The organism is Collimonas sp. (assembly GCF_035566555.1).
Classification (GTDB): domain Bacteria; phylum Pseudomonadota; class Gammaproteobacteria; order Burkholderiales; family Burkholderiaceae_D; genus Collimonas.
This window is the reverse complement of sequence record NZ_DATMRB010000174.1, coordinates 14589-28912: the sequence shown is the minus strand read 5'-3', so window position 1 is coordinate 28912 and position 14324 is coordinate 14589. Positions and strand designations below refer to the sequence as shown.

General features: G+C 60.9%; 16 protein-coding genes. 7 read left to right on the top strand and 9 right to left on the bottom strand.

Annotated features, from left to right (window positions below; translation table 11 throughout):
• The first annotated feature begins 89 nt into the window (after positions 1–89).
• The 3 genes from VNZ65_RS21820 (at position 90) to VNZ65_RS21810 (ending at position 2550) form a co-directional block, all read left to right on the top strand.
• On the top strand, positions 90–998 hold the full coding sequence (locus VNZ65_RS21820; protein WP_325672799.1) for a LysR family transcriptional regulator: 909 nt from the start codon (positions 90–92) through the stop codon (positions 996–998).
• 114 nt (positions 999–1112) lie between these two features.
• On the top strand, positions 1113–2168 hold the full coding sequence (locus VNZ65_RS21815) for a permease (RefSeq protein ID WP_325672797.1): 1056 nt from the start codon (positions 1113–1115) through the stop codon (positions 2166–2168).
• A 157-nt stretch (positions 2169–2325) separates the two neighbouring features.
• Positions 2326–2550, top strand: coding sequence for a hypothetical protein (locus VNZ65_RS21810; RefSeq protein ID WP_325672795.1), 225 nt, complete (start codon positions 2326–2328; stop codon positions 2548–2550).
• 56 nt (positions 2551–2606) lie between these two features.
• On the opposite strand, the gene VNZ65_RS21805 is transcribed toward VNZ65_RS21810, so the two are convergent.
• A complete protein-coding gene (locus tag VNZ65_RS21805) occupies positions 2607–3056 on the bottom strand; it encodes an acetyltransferase (protein WP_325672793.1) in 450 nt (149 codons plus the stop codon).
• 95 nt (positions 3057–3151) lie between these two features.
• On the opposite strand from VNZ65_RS21805, the gene VNZ65_RS21800 reads away from it, so the two are divergent.
• Positions 3152–3784: a hypothetical protein gene (locus VNZ65_RS21800; protein ID WP_325672791.1), complete on the top strand. Its 633-nt coding sequence runs from the start codon at positions 3152–3154 to the stop codon at positions 3782–3784.
• A 15-nt stretch (positions 3785–3799) separates the two neighbouring features.
• Here the strand turns inward: VNZ65_RS21800 and VNZ65_RS21795 are convergent, their stop codons facing one another.
• Positions 3800–5080, bottom strand: a complete 1281-nt coding sequence (locus tag VNZ65_RS21795) for an MFS transporter (protein WP_325672789.1) — start codon at positions 5078–5080, stop codon at positions 3800–3802.
• Positions 5081–5232: 152 nt separating this feature from the next.
• Between VNZ65_RS21795 and VNZ65_RS21790 the strand changes: the two genes are divergently transcribed.
• The gene (locus VNZ65_RS21790) at positions 5233–6156 is read left to right on the top strand and encodes a LysR substrate-binding domain-containing protein (RefSeq protein WP_325672787.1); all 924 of its coding nucleotides are present in this window, start codon (positions 5233–5235) and stop codon (positions 6154–6156) included.
• Here VNZ65_RS21790 and VNZ65_RS21785 read toward each other — a convergent pair.
• The 4 genes from VNZ65_RS21785 to VNZ65_RS21770 all read right to left on the bottom strand — a co-directional run bounded on the left by VNZ65_RS21785 (position 6146) and on the right by VNZ65_RS21770 (position 9156).
• Entirely contained in the window at positions 6146–6868 is a 723-nt protein-coding gene (locus VNZ65_RS21785; RefSeq protein ID WP_325672785.1) for a helix-turn-helix transcriptional regulator, read from the bottom strand. The two genes, VNZ65_RS21790 and VNZ65_RS21785, sit on opposite strands and share 11 nt — an antisense overlap.
• A 118-nt stretch (positions 6869–6986) precedes the next feature.
• Positions 6987–7955, bottom strand: a complete 969-nt coding sequence (locus VNZ65_RS21780) for an AraC family transcriptional regulator (protein ID WP_325672783.1) — start codon at positions 7953–7955, stop codon at positions 6987–6989.
• A 19-nt stretch (positions 7956–7974) separates the two neighbouring features.
• On the bottom strand, positions 7975–8583 hold the full coding sequence (locus tag VNZ65_RS21775) for a LysE family translocator (protein WP_325672781.1): 609 nt from the start codon (positions 8581–8583) through the stop codon (positions 7975–7977).
• A 42-nt stretch (positions 8584–8625) separates the two neighbouring features.
• Positions 8626–9156 (bottom strand): helix-turn-helix domain-containing protein, encoded by a 531-nt coding sequence (locus VNZ65_RS21770; RefSeq protein ID WP_325672779.1) that lies wholly within the window; start codon positions 9154–9156, stop codon positions 8626–8628.
• Between the two features lie 151 nt (positions 9157–9307).
• Between VNZ65_RS21770 and VNZ65_RS21765 the strand changes: the two genes are divergently transcribed.
• Positions 9308–9961: a hypothetical protein gene (locus VNZ65_RS21765; RefSeq protein WP_325672777.1), complete on the top strand. Its 654-nt coding sequence runs from the start codon at positions 9308–9310 to the stop codon at positions 9959–9961.
• On the opposite strand, the gene VNZ65_RS21760 is transcribed toward VNZ65_RS21765, so the two are convergent.
• The gene (locus VNZ65_RS21760) at positions 9929–11125 is read right to left on the bottom strand and encodes an MFS transporter (protein ID WP_325672939.1); all 1197 of its coding nucleotides are present in this window, start codon (positions 11123–11125) and stop codon (positions 9929–9931) included. The genes VNZ65_RS21765 and VNZ65_RS21760 overlap by 33 nt on opposite strands.
• A 192-nt stretch (positions 11126–11317) precedes the next feature.
• On the opposite strand from VNZ65_RS21760, the gene VNZ65_RS21755 reads away from it, so the two are divergent.
• Positions 11318–11779, top strand: a complete 462-nt coding sequence (locus tag VNZ65_RS21755) for a helix-turn-helix domain-containing protein (protein WP_325672775.1) — start codon at positions 11318–11320, stop codon at positions 11777–11779.
• Positions 11780–11794: 15 nt separating this feature from the next.
• Here the strand turns inward: VNZ65_RS21755 and VNZ65_RS21750 are convergent, their stop codons facing one another.
• The gene (locus VNZ65_RS21750) at positions 11795–12421 is read right to left on the bottom strand and encodes a trimeric intracellular cation channel family protein (RefSeq protein WP_325672773.1); all 627 of its coding nucleotides are present in this window, start codon (positions 12419–12421) and stop codon (positions 11795–11797) included.
• Between the two features lie 165 nt (positions 12422–12586).
• A complete protein-coding gene (locus VNZ65_RS21745; RefSeq protein WP_325672771.1) occupies positions 12587–14317 on the bottom strand; it encodes an ABC transporter ATP-binding protein in 1731 nt (576 codons plus the stop codon).
• Positions 14318–14324 lie beyond the last annotated feature (7 nt).

Here is a 14324-nt window from a genome sequence, read left to right as displayed (position 1 = left end):
ACTGTTGTCGCATTGGCGAGAATTATGCAGCGCTGGCTTTAATTCTCCGATAGCATGAGTATCAATGAATAAATGACGAGGAATCACTAATGAGTTTCGACGGACGCCTGGTCGGCGGTATGGCAGTGTTGTCGGCAGTGGTAGATGGCGGCAGCTTTGTGCAAGCCGCCGAAAGCCTGGACATGACGCCTTCCGGCGTCAGCCGCGCTATCGCCAGGCTGGAAAAGCGCCTGGGTATCCGGCTATTCGACCGTACCACGCGCTCGGTCACGCTGACCGATGAAGGACGGCGCCTGTATCAAGAGATCGCGCCCTTGCTGGCCAGCCTGGAGCAGGCCGCCGATGGCGCCGCCGGCAGCGCCAGGGTGGTGCGCGGACGCTTGCGGGTAAATATCGATCCCTACTTTTCACGCCTGATTCTCGGCCCGGCGCTGGACCGGTTCATGAGCAGCTATCCGGAACTGCAGCTGGACCTGTTCACCAGCAACCAGTTGGGCGATCTGGTGGCGGACGGAGTCGACCTGGCGCTACGTTTCGGCCATCCGGCCTCGTCCTCGCTGGTCGCCAGGAAACTGCTGGAAACCCGGGTCGTGACGGTGGCGGCGCCGGCCTACCTGCAGCGGCACGGACGGCCGCGGACGCCGGCCGAACTGGACGGCGCCCGGCACGCCCGCATCGAATTCCGCGATCCCGAGTCGGGCCGTCCGTTTGCCTGGGAATTCCATCGCGGCGCCGAACGCGTCATACTCACCGGCAAAGGCCGGCTTACCGTCAACGACGCCGGCACCCTGTATAGCGTGTGCGAGGCCGGGCACGCGATTGCGCAGGTATTTGAACTCGGGGTGGAACGCGCCTTGCAGGAAGGCAGGCTGGTCGAGCTGTTTCCAGACTGGCGCGACGAATTGTTCCCGCTGTATGCCTTGTATCCCTCGCGCCATCTGCCGCCTGCCAAGGTCACCGCCTTCCTGGAATTCGTGACTGCCTTGTGCCGCCCCTGAGCGGCCAGGAGTGGCAGTTGCCAGGCATGCAGCAGAGAATCTCGGGCGCCATGCTGTATGGCGGTGCTGCTGGGTTATCATGCGTTTTTATCTTCAACTATCGATTATTCCGCCATGAGCACTCTTACTTCCCCGTCGCCCGCAAGAGGCCTGTCGTTCTGGTGGAAACCCGCCTTGTTTGTACTGGTGGCCGTGATCGGTCTGTATTACGTCAAATGGTCGCCTTATTACCTGAAATCGTTCGTCGCCGCCGACAAGCACAGCATCGGCGCCTCGATTCTCAATGACAGCCCGGGCGAACCGCTCAGCGCCGCCCTGAGCTACGCCAAAGTGTATTTCCTGGCCATCTGGAAAGCCGCCGTGCTGGGCGTGATCCTGGGTTCCTTGCTGCAAGTGCTGATTCCGCGCGACTGGCTGCTGCGCATGTTCGGCGGCAGCAGTTTCGGCTCAGCCTTGCGTGGCGGCCTGTTCGCCTTGCCGGGCATGATGTGCACCTGCTGCGCCGCGCCGGTGGTAGCGGGCATGCGCCGCCAGCAGGTTTCGGTGGGTGCGGCGCTGGCCTTCTGGATCGCCAATCCGGTATTGAATCCGGCAACCCTGATATTCATGGGTTTCGTGCTGGGCTGGGGCTTCGTTGTCTTGCGGCTGGTAGCCGGTGTGGCACTGGTGCTGGGCGTCGCACTGATCGCTCAGCGCATTTCGCGGCCGGAGCAAATGCCCGAGGCAGCGCTGGACGCGGTGGTTGCAGCCAGCGCGCCCGATCAGAAAAATTTCATGGCGCGCTGGGCGCGCACCCTGTGGCAGCTGTTCTGGAGCACCATCCCGGTGTACGTGCTGGCCGTGCTGGTGCTGGGCGCGGCGCGCGTATGGCTGTTTCCGCACGTCGACGGCGCCATGGGCAGCGGCTTGCTGTGGCTGCTGCCGATGGCGATTGTGGGCATGCTGTTCATGATCCCGACTGCCGCCGAGATCCCCATCGTGCAGACCATGCTGTCGCTCGGCATGGGCATGGCGCCGGCAGTGGCGCTGCTGATGACGCTGCCGAGCGTCAGCCTGCCGTCGCTGCTGATGCTGCGCAAGGACTTCGACGGCAAGGTGCTGGTGGTGGTGGGTTTGTTGACGGTGCTGGTGGGGGTGGTCAGCGGGCTGGTGGGCGCGTTGCTGCTTTAATCCGCTGCGCAGGGTTCACTGCGCTCTGCGCTGAAAGATTCTACTCATTGGCGTCAAGTTTGATGTCAAAGTCACGCGGCCAATGAGATGCAGATCTTCAAATTAGTCAGTTATTGAAATTAGTAAATTTCTCAGAGAATCTTTGATAAATAATAGAATGGATACAGAGGAAGAGGTGCTGAGCGAGCCGGAGAAAATAATGCGCTTCGGATGCGGTGCACTCTTGGGTGTTTTCATTGCTCTGTTGATTGTCTTTAAATTTATGCTGTCGAATTTTGGTTTGATAGCAGCAATTGCCGTAGTTGCCATATTCGTGTGCGGGGTGCTTGCGTTGAAGTACGGCGATGAATTTTGGCGCGAGGTCAAAAACTGGTGGTACTGATTTTTTCTGCAATTCGGTACGGAAGCAGCCATATGGATTGAGAAGCATCCCGGCGATTAGCGGTCTGCTAGTTGCCTGCGCAAATGTAGTAACGGATACGGCCGACCTTCGCTATCGATATCCGACCTACCTACTTGAACAAAACCCATGTGCAGATAAAATCCGAATGCCTCGGCGTTTTGCTCGTTAACATCGATCGTCAGGTCGGTAAACAATGCAATTGCATGCTGGACCAGCGCTTTTCCGAAACCCTTTCCGCGTCCTTCGGCGTGCACAAACAAGGTGTCGATATTGCGCTCCGTGATTCCCATGAATCCCATGGCATTGTCCTGATCGTCAGCGGCGATCCAAAGCCGGGCCGCGGGCAGATATCGGTCCCGGACGATGATCGAGAGCGCTTGAAAATCCGCTTCGGAAAGAAAATGATGCGTGGCTCTAACGGCGCTGTGCCATATGTCGAAACTGCGTGGATAGTCTGTTGCTCGGGAGGCGCGAATGGATATCACAATGGCTGCAATCGGTGATGGACTGTTTATCGCACGAGGTTAAGATAGGCGTACATACCTATGAATTCAGGTCGATCATTTTACATGGGATCAACATGCTTCACCACATTTCACTACGCGTCCGCGATCTCGCTTGCGCAAGCACGTTTCTTTGCGCTCTGCTATGTGGCGGATGTGCTGCAGCCCAAGCTGAGTCCCTGCCCAAAAACATAGCCGGACAAATTCCCGCCGGCTACACCGTGCTCTCCTACAAGAGCGGAGAGTTGAATGACGATAGGCTGGAGGATTTCCTGGTCGCCATACACAAAACCGACGAAAAGACTATCGCCGAGAAAACCGGCAAAGCGCCGCGCCGTCCGCTCCTGCTGTTTATACAGAATGCCGATGGCACGTACGCGCTAGCCAAACGCAACGACCATGTGATTTTCGCGATTGACGAAGGTGGTCAGTGTGATCCGTTTGAGGATGGCTACGAGGGGCTGGAGATCAAGAATCATTACTTCACCATACAAAACGGCGTCGCCTGCGGTTCCCATTGGACCGATTTCATCACTTTCCGCTATGACCCCAAGCTGCGCGACTGGATTTTCCACAAACGTGTCAGCGAAGACTGGGTCATGAACAATGGTCGTGATCCGAACGGCGGCATGCTGGTTCTGGGAAGCCGGAGTGTTGCAAGCGGCAAGGGCAAGCCGCCCGTGCCGTTTGAAAAATATAGCGCTAATTAAAGCCTTCACGAACCTTTAAGCCGCCTGGCAAACCATCGTCGCTTGCACGGGCTTAGGAAAGAACGGCAGCGCCACCAAGGCCAGCACGCTTCCCAGCAGCCACACGCCCGACCAGCTGGCCAGCGCCAGGATATGCGGAAGCGCCAGCGGCGTCAGGAAGCACATCACGAACACGCTGGTATTCGCCATGCCCAGCGCGGTGCCGGCGTTGCGGGCGCCGGCAATAGTCGCCAGTTCGGTATAGGCCACGCCGTGCCAGGCAGATACGCTGATGCCGGTAATCACCAGCATCGCGAGCAGCAGCGTTCCCATCAACGGTGTGACGGCAGGCAGCTGTCCGGCAAGCGTCACCATCGCGGCAAGTGCTGCAAAGGCAACCGCAACCGAGATGGTGCAAAAGCGCAGGTACTCGCGGCGATTGCGGTTGCGGTCGGTCCAGCGGCCGCTCCAGACTCGCATGATCATGGCGCCGCCTTGCAGCGTCGCCATGGCTGCAGTGATGGCGGCGATACCAGCATGGGTGAAATCGTGCAGGAAGACCGTGCCGAAGGACAGTATTGCAAACTGTGGCGCGCACAGGATGCCGATGGCGGCGACGATGCTCCACAGCCGGCGATTCTTCAGGGGCGCCGGTCCGGCAATCGCTGCCTTGGCGACATGGCCGGTTGTCTTGTTTGCCGGCGCTGCAGCAGGTTCGTGCAGCCACAGCCAGGTGAAGAACAGGGTCACCAGGCAGAACAGGGCAAGTACACCATACACGGCGGCGAAACCGAGGTGGGCCGCCAGCGCAGGCAGGATCAGGGCGCCGGCGGCGCCGCCCAGCGGCACGGCGGTCTGCCGAATGCTCATAGCCATGCCGCGTTCGCTTTCGCCGAACCAGGTCATTACGGCGCGTCCGCTGGAACCGTTGACGCTGCCGCCCAGCAGGCCGACCAGCAGCAGTCCGGCGGCCAGCAGCGGCAGGGCGGGTATGTGGCCGGCGACAGGCGCAACGAACAAGGCCATCAATGCCAGCGCGGCGGCGGTAGCGGCGAGGCCGGTCAGCAGCACGGGGCGATCGCCCCAGCGGTCGGTCAGCAGGCCCCAGGGCAATTCGCTGATAGCGATGCCCAAGCCCATCAGGCCCAGCACCAGGCCCAGCTCTGAGTTGCTTAAGTGGTAACTTGAGCGTATCAACACTGCTGTAATTGGAATGCCGCTGAAAGCGGCGGAAAAGCTGGCGTTGGCTGCCACGCCGACGCCCAGTACTTTCCAGCGATGGCGGCGGTTATTGGTGAAATCTGCAGAGTCGGACATCGAAATTCTCCCGTGAGATAGGGGCTGGCAAGGGGATAAGAGCAATGGAAATGCGCTTGTTTTTAACTGCTTGCGGCAAGTATCGCTTTGCGCGATACTTTTGAATATCAGATAGTTTTGAATCGATTGTTTTGAAAAACAGGACGATTAACATGCGACAAATCAGCTTTGACCTGGATGTGCTGCGCACTTTCACCACCGGCATCGACCTCGGCAGCTTTGCCAAGGCGGCCGATCGGCTGGGGCGTTCCACCTCGGCGGTGAGCGCTCAGCTGAAAAAGCTGGAAAAACAGGCCGGCGCGCCGATTTTCCGCAAGGCCGGGCGCGGCCTGGCGCTGACCGAAGCCGGCCAGACCCTGCTCGGCTATGCGCGACGCCTGCTGGAGTTGAATGATGAAACCGCCAGCGCGGTGCGCGGGGTCGAGCTGGAAGGCGAGGTCAGGCTGGGCTTGCAGGAAGATTTCGGCGAGGCGCTGCTGTCGTCGGTGCTGGGACGCTTCATGCGCGCCCATCCCAAAGTCAGGATCGAAGTCTGCGTCGCCCGCAGCAGCGACTTGCGCGAACGCGTGACGATGGGGCGCATCGATCTTGCCTTGCTGTGGGAATGCAACGCGCCGACGCTGAATGGCGAACGGGTCGCCGATCTGCCCTTGTGCTGGATCGGTCCGGTGCACAACGGCGCCGAATGGAACCTGCAGGCCGAAGAGCCTGGGCTGGCGGCGGCCGGTGCGCCGGTTTCACTGGTGCTGCTGGATGCGCCTTGTTTGCTGCGCGACCTGGCCTCGAATGCGCTGGATGCTGCCGGCATCCCGTGGCGCCATGCCTTCACCAGCGCCAGCCTGTCGGCGCTGTGGGCAGCCTCGGCAGCCGGGCTCGGGCTGACCGTGCGGACGCCGATCGGCATGCCGGCCAGCCTGCGCATCCTCGATCCGCAGGAGGCCGGTTTGCCGCGCTTGCCGGCAATCGGTTTGTCGCTCTATCGCGCGCAGACGATAGCGGGGCCGGCGGTGAATCGCCTGGAGGAACTGCTGCTGCAAGCCGTGCAGGAAGCGGTGCAGCGGGTTGCTATGGGGTAGCGCCGGCAATAGCGGTCACCATGTTTTCATCGATATCGAGCTGCGCTTTCAAACCAGCCCATCCCTTCTGCGTGACTTCCACCGCGCGCGACGATTTTGTGCGCCGCAGCCATCCCGCAACACACAATGCGTTCAGCAGTTCCACGCCCAGCGGCCCGGCCAGATGATGGCTGCGTTCGGTCCAGTCCAGGCATTGGCGGGCAAGCCCGTTGCGGGTCGGCTTGAGCGCGTCGACATCAACCCCGATAGTGGCAAACCATGCGCTGCCGGCTGGCGACAGCTCGAATTGCTTGTCCGGAGCCGTTGCGATGAAGCGGCGCTGTTGCAGTGCCTGGGTTACGGCGACCCCTAGCTGTCCTGCCAGGTGGTCGTAGCAGCAGCGGGCAAAACGCAGGTCGCGCTGTGCGCGGTTCAAGGGCCTGCGCCTGACGGCATCGAGCGAACTGATGGCAGCCAGATGTTCGATGGCGGCGGCGACATGGAGATCCGCCAGGCGATAGTAGCGATGCCGGCCTTGCTGCTCGCAACTGAGCAAGCCACCATGCAGCATCTTCGCTAGGTGTGCGCTGGCGGTTTGCGCGGTCACGCCGGCCGCGTGCGCCAGTTCGCCGGCCGGCATGGCGCTGCCGTTGACCAGGGCCATCAGCATGGCGGCGCGTGCCGGATCGGCAATCAGGAAAGCGACGGACGAGATGTTCGGTTGCGGTGACATGGGCGGATCTCCTGCGATGGCTGGCAACTGTTGTGGATTGCCAGGATAGCAGTATAGGCCCGAAAGCCGGCCACATGCTTCGTTGGCTGACGAAGCATGCGGCCGGTACTGCAATGGTTCAGAGCGGTACTACGGGAATGCAGATATCGCATTCGAAGGCGCAGGTTTCCGCGTCGTAGGCGGCGTCCGTCGGGTAGTACTCAAAGCAGGGCCGGGCATCGAGCTGCATGCCGCTGGCCGGCAGCCAGTCGCGCAGCAAGCCGGTCCAGCTGTCGCCGATGTCGCGACCGGTGCCGCGGTAGCGCGTGATGGCGTAGCTGCCGCCGGGGATGTTGGCGGTGAAGCTGGGGCCGCTGGCGACAAAATCGGCAGGCACTTCGACACAGGCATCGTAGCGGCACTTATCGGCGCTGGTGATGCCAGGATCGTCGTGGCTGATGCCGTAGCGCGGCTTGCCGAACAGGTTGTTGGTTTCCATCCAGGGTCTGACTACATTGCCCCAGAATTCTGAAATCGGCTGGCCGTAGGGGCCGATGTAGCGCAGGTAGGCGATCTTGACTTCGGGCCGTTGAATCACTTGGACTTTCATGGGAATCTCCATAACGGTTGGTCGGGAGTTCTCATGATCGGCGTGGTCGTCGCGGCCGTCTTGATCCTGCTTGCGAAGCGGCTGACCAGGATTGCTTTTTTGCGCCTCGTCCTGGCGGCGTATCGCATCCAGCTGGCTGGCCCAGCGGCCAGCTTGTCCCTGGCGCCACTCGGTGGCGGTGCAGCCGAAACGGCCTTTGAATGCCCGTGCAAATGCCTCCGCGGAGCCGAATCCGACCGCCAGGGCAATATCCAGCACCGGCGCACCCGGTTGCGCGATCAGCCGCAATGCGGCCACCTCAAGCCGGCGCCGGCGCAGGTAGTCGCCGAAGGTTTCGCCCATCCAGGCGGCGAACAGGCGGTGGAAATGAAACGCAGAGAAATGCGCGACTTCGGCCAGCATGGCCAGTTCCAGGACCTGGTCCAGATGCTGGTCGATATGCGCTTGCACCTTGTGCATGCGCTTTGCATAGACAGCCTGGTTTTCTTGCGATCCCATGGTCTGTGCCGCCTGTCTCTCAGCGCGTCGCCAACACGATGCCAACACCGACCATCATGCCGCCCGAGGCGCGCTCGAGGTTGGCCTTGGCGCGAGAAGAACAGAATATTTTGCGCGCCAGTTCGGCCAGCAAGCCGTAAGCCAGCACGATCGCCAGCATCACGCTGACGATGATGGCGCACAGAATCAGGTAGCTGGACCAGCTGACGCCGCCGACGTTGACCACGCCCGGCAGCAGCGCCATGTAAAAAGCGATCGCCAGCGGATTGGTGATGGTCATCGCCAGCCCCAATCCGATCTCGATGCCTATGCTGGCAGCAGGAGCATCGGCGGTTGCCGCTAGTGCCTTGCCTGCCTTGCGCCATTTCCTGATGCCCAGCCATGCCAGGTAGACGGCGCCCGCATATTTCAGCATGACGAAAGCCGGCCCCAGAATCGCGAGCAGGGCGCTCAGGCCGATAAGCGCCGCGCTCAGCATGATCAGCTTGCCGGCAATGATTCCGCTCGCCAGCGGCAAGCTGCTGCGCAGGCCGCCGCCGATGGAGCGCGACAGCAGGGCGGCGATTTCAGGTCCGGGCAGCGCTGCCGAGGCGGCAAAGGCGAGCAGGAAAATCAGGTACTGGGTCATGTGCATATCCTCGATACGGCTGTTGCAAAAAACAGGGGTGGTTCACAGGGCCTTTGTTGTAAATGCAGTGCTACAAAGCTCTGCAAAAATAGACTGTATTTCCGAGGGTGTCTGCTGCATGCCATTCTCGCTCCACCATGCCAATACCGTGAACAAGGACGCTGAAATGAAGCGTCCGTGCAAGCTGGCCGGCAACTCCTCGCGGGCGTCCAGGATGGCGCTTAGCTTTCGCTCCAGTATTTCCTGCGCCATGCGCGACACCGCCGGACCACCTGCGCCGTTCATCAGTGCCGAGTACATTTGCGGCAGCTCGCGCAGATGAGCGAACAGGCTGCTTGCATCGAGTAGTCCCGGCAGCTCCGCCGATACCAGGACGTGGCGCTCCAGAACGGCTTCCAGCCGGGTACGGAGCAGTTCGTCCTTGCTGTCGAAATGGGCGTAAAACGTGCCTCTGCCGACGGCTGCCTTTTTTGCAATATCGCTGACGCGGATGGCGTCGTACGAACGGCGCAGCAAGAGCGTGGCGAGGGCAGCATTGATGTCGTGGCGGCTGCGGCGTGAACGCAAATCCACGGGTTCCTGAACAGAAGCAGATTTTTGTTCGATATCAGACATAAATGTAGACCTGTCCATTGAAGTCACGCGGCTTTGACGAAATACTTGTGGCTCCTATGTTATCGCAAAGCAATCCCATCCTCCCTTTTGTTCAGCTGGAAAGGCAAATATGACGAATCAACGAATTCATGCGGCAGCCCTGTTTATCGGCATGCTGGCCGCTATCCTTACCATGGCGATCCACCCGACCAGCTTCGATCTGCATGCTTCGGCAGAAGCCATCGCGCACGTCAATCACGTCAATACCGTGACGCATACACTCGGCCTGGCAAGCATTCCAGTCACTCTGCTGGGTGTTTTCGGGATATCCAGCCGCACCGGCTGGAACAACATCAGTGGACTAAGCGCGTTCATTGTCTATTGTTTTGCGTCGATAGCCGTCATGCTGGCGGCGGTGGCTGACGGCCTGATCGGTTCCAGCCTGGCCCAGGAGGCAATCAACGTCGACGACAGCAAGCGGCAATTGCTGATGATGGCGCTGCATTACAATTTTCAGCTCAACCAGGCGCTGGCGAAAGTGTATGTTGCCGGCGCATCATGTGCATTTATCCTATGGTCGATAGCGCTGACACGTTTGGGAAAAAGCACAAAGGTCCTGGGTGCCGTCGGCGGCATTCTCGGACTGTGCGGGCTGATTGCCGTGCTGGGCGGGCATATCCAGATGAATGCACATGGATTCGGGCTGCTGGTTCTGGTACAAGCTATCTGGATCGTGCTGATCGCCATCTGGCTATTCAGAGAGACTCCGCTTGACGCAAGGTAAAGTCAGCCTCCAGAACGTCAGCGCCAGCAGGCTGACGATCGCCCCCAGCAGGCACACGCCGTTCCAGCCGGCGGCGGCGTACATGCAGGTGGACAGGATTGCGCCGGCGCCGCTGCCGACAGTGTAGAACAGCATGTAGCAGGCAACCAGGCGGCTGTGCGCAGTCGGCTGGGTCTGGAAAATCATGCTCTGGTTGGTGACATGGATCGCCTGCCCGCCCATGTCCAACAGGACGATGCCCAGCACCAGTGCCCACAGGCTGTAAGGCATGAACCAGAGCGCCAGCCACGCCAGCAGCAACAGTGTCAGCGCCGCGCCGGTGGTGCGCTGGCCATGCCCGCGATCGGCCCAGCGGCCGGCGCGCGACGCGGCCAGCGCGCCAAGCACGCCGACCAGGCCGAAAGCACCGATCGCGCTATGCGAGAAGGAGTAGGGCGCAGCGCTCAGGGGCAGCACCAGGGCAGTCCAGAAGATGCTGAAAGCAGCAAACATCAGCATGGCCAGCAAGCCGCGGATTTGCAGCACCCGTTCGGTTGCCAGCATGGCAAACATCGAAGCTATCAACCTGAAATAAGAAAGTCTCTGTGCCGGCGCTGCCTGCACCGGCAGGACGCGCCACAACACCAGCAGCATCAGCAATGCCGCCGCCGCTGACGCAAAATAGACGGCGCGCCAGCCAGACCAGTCGGCTAAAAAACCTGCCACGGTGCGCGCCAGCAGCAGTCCGATTACCACACCACCTTGCGCCGCCCCCACCACGCGGCCGCGTTCCGACGGCGCTGCCGCACTGGCGGCATAGGCGATCAAGCCTTGTGTCATGGCGGTGCCAAGCAGACCTGTGCCTAGCATGCCCGCCAGCAAGGCGGCCGGCGAGGACGCCAGGCCGACCGCAGCCAAGGCTGCACATAACAGGCATAGCTGGGCAACGATCAGGCTACGCCGGTTCATCAAGTCTCCCAGCGGTACGACCAGCAGCAACGCCAGCGCGCAGCCGACCTGGGTCGCTGTGATGACGATGCCGACACTAGCCTGGCTGAAACCGAAGTCCTGCGCCAAGGCATCGAGCAAGGGTTGTGCGTAGTAGACGTTCGCCACGCTGAAGGCGCAGGCGACGGCAAACAGCAGCACCAGTCCAGTGCTCAGGGTGGGCGTCGGAACCGGCATGGGATCGAAGGCCGGGTTTTCCGCCATGCTGAACTCGAGGCCGCCGTATTGGCCGGCGGGGAATGGGGATTTGTGATCTGGCATGAGAAGTCCTTATTTGCAACTAGTTTCAAATTAAAACCAATTGAAGTTTATGGTTTCTGGTTTTAAAATGCAACTAGTTGGGACGTGAAAATACTCCAAAGGACAAGCATGGCCAAGCGAAAGAGTTTGAAAGGCGACAGCTGCCCGGTGGCCAGGGCGCTGGATGTGGTAGGCGACCGCTGGTCGCTATTGATCATCCGCGATACCTTCGACGGCATGCGCCGTTTCGGCGAATTCCAGAAAAGCCTGGGCGTAGCCCGCAATATCCTGGCCGACCGCCTGCAGACGCTGGTGGCGGAGGGTATCCTGGAGGCCGCGCCGGCCTCAGACGGCAGCGCGTATCAGGAGTACCTGCTCACTGCCAAGGGCGAGGGACTGTTCATGGTGGTGGTGGGTTTGCGCCAGTGGGGCGAGAAACACCTGTTCGGCAATGGCGAAGCGCACTCGCGCATGGTCGAGAGCGCCAGCGGCAAGCCGATCCTCAAAATGGAATTGCGCTCACGCGACGGCCATCTGCTGGGACCATCGGATACGCTGGTGCGCAAAGTCGGCAGCGCAACCGCCGGCTGAGCGCCTGTCTGTCAGCTAGGCGCGCGGCAGATGCCAGCCGCGCGATACCGCCACCAGGCGCAGCGTAAAGCAAGCCGCTCCGCCAACGCACGCCGCAGCGCCAGGCGACAAGCCGAGGCGGCGCGCAGCCAGCACCACGAACGCGCCAAAAAAGGCTGCCGTGGCGTAGATATCCACTTGCAGCACCGCCGGCACGCGTGACAGCAGGATATCGCGCACTACACCGCCGCCGACTGCGGTGACGGTTCCCATCAGCATGGCGATGAACGGCCGGATGCCGAACAGGATGGCTTTTTCGACCCCGGCGACGGCAAACAGCGCCAGGCCGGCGGCGTCCAGCACCAGCATCCAGGCCGGCGGAAATGCCTGCACCGTTGAATGAAAAATGAAAGTAAAGAAGCCGGCCAGGAAAGTCAGCACCGGATAGCGCCAGTCACGGATCGCATTGGGCGGCGTGGCGCCTATCAGCAGGTCGCGGATGACGCCGCCGCCCAGGGCGGCGACGAATGAAATCACCATCACTCCCAGCAGGTCGAGACCGCCGCGCATCGCGCTCAGTGCGCCTTCGATGGCGAACACCAGGGTGCCGATCAGGTCGGCGGCCACGACGACGGTTTCTGTCTTGAGCTTGAGTTTGTACATGGAGGGAAATATCCATTCCGGTTGCTGGTGCTGGCACGCTATAACGAAAGAATCGCCGCGTCAATCAATCCATCCATGGCCGTAAACGGGAACGGGGTGCAAACCGCGCCTTGCAGCGCCGCTCGCACCCCGCTTAAGGTCTCGATGAGAGACCGGCTAGCTTACTTAGTTCTGCAGGCCGCGTGGAATCGCGCTCAGCAACTGACGCGTGTAGGCATGCGTCGGATTGTGATAGAGCTCGTCCGAGTTGGCCAGTTCCACTACTTTACCCTGATGCATCACCATCACCTGGTCGGCCAGGTATTTCACTACCGACAGATCGTGCGAGATGAAGATGTAGCTCATGCCGAATTCTTCCTGCAGGTCTTGCAGCAGGTTCAGCACCTGCGCCTGCACCGACACGTCCAGCGCCGACACCGACTCGTCGCACACCAGGATTTCCGGACGCAGGGTCAGGCAGCGCGCAATCGCGATCCGCTGCCGCTGGCCGCCGGAGAATTCATGCGGGTAGCGGTGATAGGCCTGCTGCGGCAAACCGACTTTCTGCAGCAGCTGCATGGCCATTTCGGTGCGCTCGTTGTCGTCGCTGCCGATCTGGTGGATGCGCATCGGTTCCAGCAGGATCTGGCCGATGGTGAAGCGCGGATTGAGCGAGGCGTACGGGTTCTGGAAGATGATCTGGATGCGGCGCTTGTAGGCCATGAAATCCTTGTTGGACATGCCGATGATGTCCTTGCCTTCGAACAGCGCCTGACCGGCGGTAGCCTGGTGCAAGCGCATCAGGGTCAGGCCGACCGTGGTCTTGCCGGAACCGGATTCGCCCACCACGCCAAGGGTCTTGCCGCGCGCCAGCTTGAAGGAGACATCCTGCACCGCCTTGAATTCCTTGCGGCCGAACAGGCCTTCGCGGAAATAGAAGCTCTTGCCCAGGTTGCGCACGTCCAGCAAGGTCTCTTCCTGGCCGCTGCAGCCACGGGTGCGTTCGCGCAGGTCGAGCTCGGCGCCGTTGTTGCCGTTCACGCCGTTGTTCATATAGTCGCTGATGACCGGCAAGCGCCACGGACGGGTGTCGAGTGAAGGACGGCACATCAGCAGCGCCTTGGTGTAAGGATCCTGCGGCGCTTCAAAGATTTGCCGCACGTCGCCCTTTTCACGTACTTCGCCATGCCGCATGACGATCACTTCGTCGGCGATTTCACCCACCAGCGCCAGGTCATGGGTGATGAACAGCACCGACATCTTGTGACGCTTGCGCAGCGCTTCGATGAGGTCGATGATCTGCTTCTGGATAGTGACGTCGAGTGCAGTGGTCGGTTCATCGGCAATCAGCAGCTTCGGTTCGCAGGCGATCGCCATGGCGATCATCACGCGTTGCTGCTGGCCGCCCGACATCTGGCTTGGATAAGCGTCGATCTTGGTGGCCGGCGAAGGAATGCCCACTTCCTCCAGCAGGGCGATGGCGCGCGCGCGGGCCTGCTTGGCGTTCATGCCCATGTGCAGCTGCAGTACTTCGGCGATCTGGAAACCGACCGTGAAGACCGGATTGAGCGAGGTCATCGGCTCCTGGAAAATCATCGAGATTTCCTTGCCGCACATGTCGCGCCGCTCGTCCGGCGACATCGCTAGCAGGTTGCGGCCTTCGAACTCGATCACGCTGGTGGGGGCGATGCTGGAATTGTCCTTCGGCAGGAGGCCCATCACGGCCAGCGAACTGACCGATTTGCCGCTGCCGGATTCGCCCACCAGGGCCACTGTCCTGTTGTGCGGAATGTCGAAGGAAATGCCCTTGACGGTTTCCACCATGGTCTTTTTATCGCTGCGGAAACTCACGCGCAGGTCACGCACGCGCAACAAAGGCTGCGCGCTGTCTTGTTTGTTGAGGTTACTGGAATCCATGATGTCT